Raw genomic sequence first — 8,392 nt, forward strand, 5'->3', positions numbered from 1 at the left:
GGACGGTGCCGGCGGGCAGGACGGTGCCGGCGGGCAGGCGGGTGCCGGCGGGCAGGATGGCGTCGGCAGGCAGGACGGTGCCGGCGGGCAGGCGGGTGCCGGCGGGCAGGATGGCGTCGGAGGGCAGGAAGGCGCCGGCGGGCAGGCGGGTGTTGGCGGGCAGGTGGAGTTCGAAGTTCAGGCAGGCGCCGGTGGTGGGGGTGGGGCAGGTGCGGGTGAGGGTGCGGATGCCGGCGAGCAGGTGGCGTTCTGCCGTGTCGGCGGTCGCGGTGACGTGGTGGGCGTGTGCGGTGTCGTGCCGGTAGAGGGCCGCGGTGGCAATGGTGGTGAGGGTCAGCAGGCTGGCGAAAAGGTACAGGGCGATCTGGAGTTGGCGGACCCGGCGTCGGCGTCGCGGGGTGGGGGTCATGCCGGGTTCTCCTGGGGACGACCGGGACGGCCGAGACCGGGGTTCAGGGTCGGGGTGGTGAGCCGGCGGGCCTGGTCGAGGGCGGCACGGGCGGCATGGGCGCCGTGGCCGGTGAGGGTGTAGAGCCGGCGCCGGGGACGTTCGAGTTCGGAGGGGTCGCGCTGTTCCCAGTGCGAGGTGATCCAGCCGGCGTTCTCGAGGCGGGCGAGGATCGGGTAGATCGTGCCGGTGGGCAGGCCGGTGGCTCCGGCGACTTCGAGGCCGTAGTACTCCAGGGTCGGGGCGTGGAGCATGACCTGCAGGACCGCGGCGGTCTGGAAGGTGATCCGCGGCCCGGTGCTGCTCTGTCGACGTCCCACCCCTGCCACGCTAAGCGACATGTCTACATAGGGCAAGAGGTGATGAAGACTTCCACCGCGGAAAACAGCCGATTTTCTGCGGTAGCGTCACCGGCGACCTGGTCGGACAGGGTCGCCGGACGGGGTCGACTCGGGGTGCTTTTCTGCGATAGCGACGGAGGGGCGACTGTGGGCGTGGTGCGGGCGCTGACACGGCCTTCCGAGGCGCCGACTGTCGCTGAGGCCGTCGGCGCATTTCTCTCGACGTTGGATCACCCGGAGACGGCGGGAACCCGGCGGGTCTACGCCTCGACGTTGCGCCAGCTGCGCGAGCACCTCGGGCCCGGGTCGCTGGTCGCGGTGCTCGACGACCCGGGGACGGCGAGCACGGTGGCGGGCTGGTTCGCCGAGCGGTGGGGGCCAGCGGCACCGGCGACGTTCAACCGCAACCTCGACGCGCTGCGCTCGGCGGCCGGCTACTGGCGGGACCAGGGCTGGATCGCCGGTGACCCGACCCGGGCCGTCCGCCGCCGCAGCCGCGCACCTGACCGCAGTAGGGCGCTGGCGCGTGCGGTCGTCGAGGAGCTGCTTGGTCGGGAGGACATCGGGCTGCGGGAGCGGGTGCTGTGGCGGATGTTGTACGAGACCGCCGCCCGCGCCTCCGAGGTCCTGGCCCTCGACGCCGACGACCTCGACCTGCGCAACCGGTGCGCCAAGGTCCGCCGCAAGGGCAACGCCGTCGACGTCATCGTCTGGCGCACCGGCACCGCACGCCTGCTGCCACGGCTGCTCAAAGGACGGGCAGCAGGGCCTGTGTTCCTCACCGACCGGCGTGCCCGCCTCGCCCTCCCACCAGGAGACCTCGACCCGGGCAGCGGCCGAGCCCGGCTGTCCTACCGCCGCGCCGCCGAGCTGTTCACCGCGGCGACGAGCGGGGCAACGTTGCACCAGCTACGCCACTCGGCACTTACACATGCCGCCGAGGACGGCGCGAACACCTCGACGCTGCTGTCCTACTCGGGGCACACCTCGGTCGCTTCCCTGGCCCGCTACGCCCGGGTCTCGCCGGAAGCGCTGGCCCGCTGGCAGGCCGGGCGGGATCCGGCCCGTCGTCGCTGAATCGCTGCGGTCCGGCCCTGGTTGAGCAGATCGCTCCCGAAGTAGGGTGCGCGGCGGTACGGTGCTGGAGAAGTCAACCGGCACGGGGGATTGTTAGAGGAACTCAAGGACCATCTGTTCGATGACCGCCCTGTCGAGGGCGTGTCGACGTCCTTAGGACCACCGGGTGTCGCCGAGTCCCGGTCCTTGGCGCCCCAACGCTGGCTCCCTCCCCACATTGTGATCATCTTCCGATGTGGATTCCTCGTGTGACGCAGGCCTTCGCTTCTCCAAGCCAGCGCTGTGTCGACCGGGCATGGCGCAGGGGTATGGAGCGCATCGCTATGTCCGAGATCCTGGGTCGTGTCCTCGTCGTCGCCCTGTGCGCGGCGATCTCCCTCGTAGTCGCCCTGCTCGCTGGCATCCTTGCCCGGGCCGATGGCGCCTCCCTGCCTGCCGCGGTCCAGCGCGGCGGCGCCGCGTTCGGAGGCGCGTTGGGCCTGGCGGTCGTCGTACTCGCGACGGTGGGGGCGCTGTAAGGGTGCGCTTTCCCGTCCGCGCCGACATCTGACTTCGCCGTCTCGCCGGCCTGGAGTCCTGGGAGAGAGGTCACCTCGCTCCGTGGGACGATCCGGCACAAAAGCTCCGGATGATCTGGCGACAAGGACGTGCTGTGCCCGTCAACTTCCTCACTGAGGAGCAGCGCCGTCGCTTTGGTCGGTTCAACGCGTCGCCGGACGAGGTGCAGCTGGGCGGCTTCTTCCACTTGGACGCGGACGCGCGGCGACGGGCGATGGCCTCGCACGGCCGGCGCAACCAGTTGGGCTTTGCCGTGCAGCTGGGCACCGTGCGGTTTTTGGGCACGTTCCTGCTCGACCCGACGGACGTGCCAGCGGTGGTCATCGACTATGTCGCCGAGCAGCTCGGCCTGGACCCCGATGATCTGAATGGCTACGCGCAGCGGGAGGCCCGTTGGGGCCACCAGGCGCGGATCCGTGACGCCTACGGCTATCAGGTCTTCGGGGCGTCGCAGTGGTGGGCGCTGGCCCGCTGGCTGTACCTGCGGGCCTGGCACGCCAACGAACGGCCCAGTGTCCTGTTCGACCTGGCCACCAACCGGCTCGTCGAGGCGAAGGTGCTACTGCCCGGTGTGACGGTGCTTGAGCGTCTGGTCGCCGGTATCCGGGAGCGCACCGCGGCTCGACAGTACCGGCTGTTGGCCGCGGCGCCCAGCCCCGCGCAGCGCGTCGAGTTGGAGCAGCTGGTCGTGATCGAGGCGGGGCGGCGAACGTCCCGGCTGGACCGGCTGCGCCGCAGTCCGACCGACGTCAGCGGCGCCGGCGTCGTGAAGGCCCTGGACCGCTACGTCGAGATCGACGGGCTGGGCGCGGCCAGCTGGGACCTGACCGCGGTGCCGGCGGGGCGGATCGCCGCGCTGGCACGGTTCGCGAACGCCGCCCGCGCCCAGGCGGTCGCCGAACTCGCCGCGCCCCGTGGTCTGGCGACGCTGGTCGCGTTCGCCGCAACCATGCGCGCGACCGCGGCCGACGAGGCGATCGAGGTGTTCGACCTCGTCGTCGGCGACCTGGTCCGCACCTCCGGCTCACGGGCCGGCCAAGCGCGGCTGCGCACCCTGAAGGACCTGGACGGGGCGGCGCTGGTACTGCGCCGGGCGTGGCTGGCGATCGGCCTGGCCGCCGCCGACCCGGACGGAGACCTCCGCGAGATGCTCGCCGAACTGGACATCGCCGCAGTCGACGCGGCGGCCGACACCGTCGGCGAACTCGCCCGGGAACCCGGCGACACCTTCCAGGCCGAACTCCTCGAGCGGTACGCCACGGTGCGTCGTTTCCTGCCACGCCTCCTGTCGGTAATCGATTTCGACGCGCACGGCGGCCAGGGCCAACGGATACTCGAAGCGCTCGAGTTCCTCGCCGCCCTGCCGCGGCGCCGCAGCCGCACCCCGCTCGCCCCGGAGGCCGTGCCCGCGGGCCTGCTGTCCGCCGCCTGGCACCGGCGGGTCTTCCCGACCAGCGGCGACCAGGCCGGCGAGGTCGATACCCGGGCCTACACCGTCGCCACCGTCGAACGGCTGCGCGAGGCGCTGCGCCGCCACGAGGTGTTCATCCCCGGCCTGCGCAAATGGGGCGACCCGACCGCCGGCCTGCTGTCCGGCGACGCCTGGGAGAAGGCTCGCCCGCAGATCTGCGCCGACCTCGGCCTGGACCCCGAACCGGGTGTGGATGTGGACCGGTGGGCCGGCCGGCTCGACGCGGCCTACCGCCGGCTCGCCGACGGCCTGGCCGACAACCCGTCGGTGCGCATCGAGCAGCGCGACGGCCGCGACCGGCTCGTGCTCACCGGCCTGGAGAAACTCGACGATCCCGCCTCCCTGACCGCGCTGCGTGCCGACGTCGACGCCCGGATCCCCGCCGTCGACCTGACCGAAGCGCTGCTGGAAGTGCACAGGTGGACCGGCTGCCTGGAGCACTTCACCCATGTCGGCGGCGTCTCGTCGCGCCGCGAGGACATGACCATCTCGGTCGCGGCGGTGCTCGCCGCGCAGGCGATGAACATCGGCCTGGCCGCCGTCGCCTCCGACACCGTCTCCGCGCTCGCCCTGGACCGGCTGTTCTGGGTCGAACAGAACTACCTGCGCGCCGCCACCCTCACGGCCGCCAACGCCGCTCTCGTCGACTACCACGCAGGCCTGCCGCTGGTCGCCGCTTGGGGCGGCGGCGAGCTGGCCTCCGCCGACGGGCTACGGTTCGTCGTCCCTGTCCGCACGATCAACGCCGGCCCGAACCCGAAGTACTTCGGCCGCGGCGCCAAGGGCGTGACCTACTACAACTTCACCTCGGACCAGTTCACCGGCTTTCACGGCATCGTCATCCCCGGCACCCCCCGCGACTGGTACTACCTGCTTGAGGGGCTCCTCGACCAAGAGACGTCGCTGCGGCCGGTCGAGATCGCCACCGACACCGCCGGCGCCTCCGAAATGGGCTTCGGGATCATCCGTCTGCTCGGCTGGCAGTTCTCCCCCCGCCTCGCCGACGCCGGCTCCGCCACCCTCTACCGCACCGACCCGACCGCCCACTACGGCCCGCTCGACAACCTGATCAAAACCCGGGTCAACACCGGGATCATCACCGACAGCTGGGACGACCTGCTGCGCGTCGCCGGCTCTCTGCTCACCGGCGCGGTCCGCCCCGCCGAACTGTTCCGCTACCTGACCGGCGGCGGCACCCCCACCCCGATCGGCCGGGCGCTCATCGAGCTCGGCCGCCTCGACCGCTCGACCTACCTCGCCGGCTACTACGACGACGAACTCCTGCGCCGCCGGGTCAACACCCAGCTCAACCGGCAGGAATCCCGCCACCAGCTCTGCCGCAAGATCTGCCACGGCCAGAAAGGCGAACTCCGCCAGCGCTACCGCGAAGGCCAGGAAGATCAGCTCGGCGCCCTCGGGTTCCTGACCAATGTCTGCATCCTGTGGAACACGGTCTATATCGCCCGCGCCCTCGACCAGATCCGCGCCGAAGGCCGCCCGGTCGCGGCCGCCGACGTCGCCCGGCTCTCACCCCTTGGGTTCGACCACCTGCGGATGCTCGGTCGGTACAACTTCTCCCTGCCCGACGACATCCGCGACGGCCAACTCCGCCCCCTGCGCACCCCGCACCCGACGACCTGACGGACCGACTACTCGCCGACCACCGGCGGGACAGCCGCGAGCGTGCGACGGACGTGCTCGTGCGACAGCCCGACGAACGCGCCGATCCGGCGCAGCCCCCAGCCTTCCTCCTGCGCGGCGGCGATGGCCGCCGCCAACGCCGGTGAGGTCACCTCGTCGACTGCCGCCCGCAACTCCGTCAGCGTCCGTAGCCGCAGCGCGGGTGCCAGCTCGGCCAACCCAGCGCACAGCCGCTCGACATCCGCCCGCAGGAACGCGACCTTCTCCGAACTCACCCGACCAGCCTGGCCACCGCCACCAGCAGTATCAACAAATGTGACACCAACCCCGGCTCACGGTTCCGTTCCTACTCGACCTCGAGCTTGCCCGCTGGCTGGCCGGCGGGGCCGCCCAGGAGGACCGCCGCCCGGACTACGTCCGCGCCGAGCTACTCGCGCACTGCCGTCGGGAGCGGATCGAGCCACCGAGCGCCGATCGAATCCGTCTGATCGTGCACTCCGGTATCCGCCAGGCCGACGAGGCGCTGACCGCGCTGGTCGCCGCACGGTTGGACGCGCCGACCAGCGCCCGCCTCGACGCCCTCGTCGGCCTCGACACCACTGGCCCGCCCGGACCGGGCGGTGACGACCTGGAGGATGACGACGCCGACGTGCTGGCGGCGATCAAGTCCGATCCGGGCAACGTCAGCCTCGCCTCGATGCTCACCGAGATCGCGAAACTCGAAGCGGTACGCGCCGTCGCCCTGCCGGCCGGGGTGTTCGCCGGGGTCGGCCCGAAGGCGGTCGCCGCGTGGCGGGCCCGCGCCGGAGTCGAGTCCCCCAGCCACCTGCGCGCCCATCCCCGCCCAGTCCGGCTGGTGTTGCTGGCCGCGTTGCTGCACCTACGCGAGCGGGAGATCACCGACACGCTCGTCGAGTTGTTGAACTCGACGATCCACAAAATCAACGCGCACGCGGAGAAGACGGTCACCGAGCGGTTCGTCCGCGAGTACAAGCGGATCCGTAACACCGGCGTGACGCTGCACCGGATCGCCGAGGTGTCGCTGGCCCGTCCGGAGGACCCGGTCCGTCAGGTGATCTACCCGGTGCTCGGTGGGGAACAGGGCCTGACCGACCTGCTGGCCGACTACAAGGGCCGCGCGGGTGGCTACGAACGCGACAAGCGCCAGGTGTTCCGTTCCTCCTACACCGGCCACTACCGGGCCGGGCTGATCCGGTTGCTACGGGTGTTGGAGTTCCGCTTCTCGAACACCGCCCACCGCCCGGTCCTGGACGGGCTGGCGCTGATCCTGCGCTACGCCGACGCGAAGACCACCTACTACCCGCTCGGCGAGCAGGCGGTGCTCGACGGGGTCGTGCGCGAGGAGTGGCGGGAGTTCGCCGTGGCCACCGACGCCCGCGGCCGGACGCGGATCGTCCGCCACGTCTACGAGTGCTGCGTACTGATCGCGCTACGGGAACGGCTGCGCTGTAAGGAGATCTGGGTCATCGGCGCGGACAAGTGGCGTAACCCGGACGAGGACCTGCCCGCCGACTTCGCCGACCGCCGCGCCGAGCACTACGACAAGCTCAACCTCCCCCTGGCCGCGACTGTGTTCACCGAAGGCCTGCGTGAGGAGATGCGCGCCGCCCTCGACCAGCTCAACACCGCGGTGCCGGCCGCAGACTGGCTCTCGATCGCCGAGCGGCCGCTCGGCCCGATCCGGCTGACCCCACTCGACGCGGTCCCCGAACCCCGTAACCTGCGCCGGCTCAAACAGGCGATCCGAACCCGGTGGGGCACCGTCCCCCTCATCGAGATCCCCAAGGAGACGGCGCTACGCACCGGGATGCTGCGCGCCCTGGCCCCCGTCGGCGTCCGCGAAGCCCTGCCCGAAGCGGTCCTCGTCGAGCGGCTCCTGCTCATCACCTACGCCTACGGCACCAACAGCGGCCTACGGACCGCCGCGGCCGGCGACCACGGCCACAGCGAGGACGACCTGCGCTACACCGCCCGCCGCTACCTCACCCCCGCCGGGCTGAAAGCCGCCGGCATCGAGATCGCCAACGCCACCTTCGCCGCCCGCCAGCACAACGTCTGGGGTGAGGGCACCACCACCATCGCCTCGGACTCCACCCACTTCGGCGCCTACGACCGCAACATCTTCACCGAATGGCACTCCCGCTACGGCGGACGCGGAGTCCTCGTCTACTGGAGCGTCGAGAAAGGCGCGATGGCCATCCACTCCCAGGTCATCAGCTGCACCGCCTCCGAGGTCGCCGCCATGATCGAAGGCGTCATGCGCCACGGCACCGCGATGAAAGTCGCCGGGAACCACGTCGACTCCCATGGCCAATCCGAGATCGGCTTCGGGATCACCCGGCTTCTCGGCTTCGATCTCCTGCCGAGGATCAAACAGATCGGCAAGGTCCGCCTCTACCGGCCCGGGCCCGCCGCCGACCTGCCCTACCCGGCGCTCGAGCCCGCGATGACCCGGCCGATCCGCTGGGACGTGATCGAGCGGAACTACGACATGCTCGTCAAGTACGCCACCGCGATCCGGACCGGCACCGCGACCACCGAGGCGATCCTGCGCCGGTTCACCCGCAACGCCTCCCACCCCGTCTACCAGGCCATGCTCGAACTCGGCCGCGCCCAAAAGACGATCTTCGCTTGTCGGTACCTGCGGGACCGCGACCTCCAGCGAGAGATCAACGCGGGACTCAACGTCGTCGAGCGGTGGAACGGTGTCAACGACGTGCTGTTCTTCGGCAAGAGCGGCGAGCTCGCCAGCAACCACCTGAAGCTGCCCCGGTTTCGTTCACAGGTAGGGCTTTGAACGGTTAGGCGGCTTTATCGTACTCCTGGAAGCGGGTT

Annotated in this window: 5 protein-coding genes and 2 pseudogenes; 4 read left to right on the plus strand and 3 right to left on the minus strand. The window is 71.0% G+C overall.

Annotation, left to right across the window (positions count from 1 at the left end; genetic code table 11):
* Together ND747_RS18620 and ND747_RS18625 are read right to left on the minus strand one after the other, a co-directional pair.
* Positions 1-409: pseudogene (locus tag ND747_RS18620) on the minus strand (hypothetical protein); the annotation flags it as partial.
* A complete protein-coding gene (locus ND747_RS18625) occupies positions 406-768 on the minus strand; it encodes a PadR family transcriptional regulator (protein WP_248841385.1) in 363 nt (120 codons plus the stop codon). The gene ND747_RS18625 and the pseudogene ND747_RS18620, both read right to left, overlap by 4 nt.
* 168 nt (positions 769-936) lie before the next feature.
* Here ND747_RS18625 and ND747_RS18630 point away from each other — a divergent pair, with 168 nt between their 5' ends.
* From ND747_RS18630 to ND747_RS18640, 3 genes are all read left to right on the plus strand, one after another.
* Positions 937-1,866 carry a site-specific integrase gene (locus ND747_RS18630; RefSeq protein WP_251734972.1) on the plus strand — a complete coding sequence of 310 codons (930 nt, stop codon included), beginning with the start codon at positions 937-939 and terminating at the stop codon, positions 1,864-1,866.
* Positions 1,867-2,189: 323 nt separating this feature from the next.
* Positions 2,190-2,384 (plus strand): hypothetical protein, encoded by a 195-nt coding sequence (locus tag ND747_RS18635; protein WP_251734973.1) that lies wholly within the window; start codon positions 2,190-2,192, stop codon positions 2,382-2,384.
* A gap of 134 nt (positions 2,385-2,518) precedes the next feature.
* The gene (locus ND747_RS18640; RefSeq protein ID WP_251734974.1) at positions 2,519-5,536 is read left to right on the plus strand and encodes a Tn3 family transposase; all 3,018 of its coding nucleotides are present in this window, start codon (positions 2,519-2,521) and stop codon (positions 5,534-5,536) included.
* Between the two features lie 8 nt (positions 5,537-5,544).
* Here ND747_RS18640 and ND747_RS18645 read toward each other — a convergent pair whose 3' ends face one another.
* The gene (locus ND747_RS18645) at positions 5,545-5,811 is read right to left on the minus strand and encodes a hypothetical protein (RefSeq protein ID WP_251734976.1); all 267 of its coding nucleotides are present in this window, start codon (positions 5,809-5,811) and stop codon (positions 5,545-5,547) included.
* A 95-nt stretch (positions 5,812-5,906) separates the two neighbouring features.
* On the opposite strand from ND747_RS18645, the pseudogene ND747_RS18650 reads away from it, so the two are divergent.
* Positions 5,907-8,354: pseudogene (locus ND747_RS18650) on the plus strand (Tn3 family transposase); the annotation flags it as partial.
* Between the last annotated feature and the right edge of the window lie 38 nt (positions 8,355-8,392).

The organism is Frankia sp. R82 (assembly GCF_023716925.1).
Lineage (GTDB): Bacteria > Actinomycetota > Actinomycetes > Frankiales > Frankiaceae > Frankia.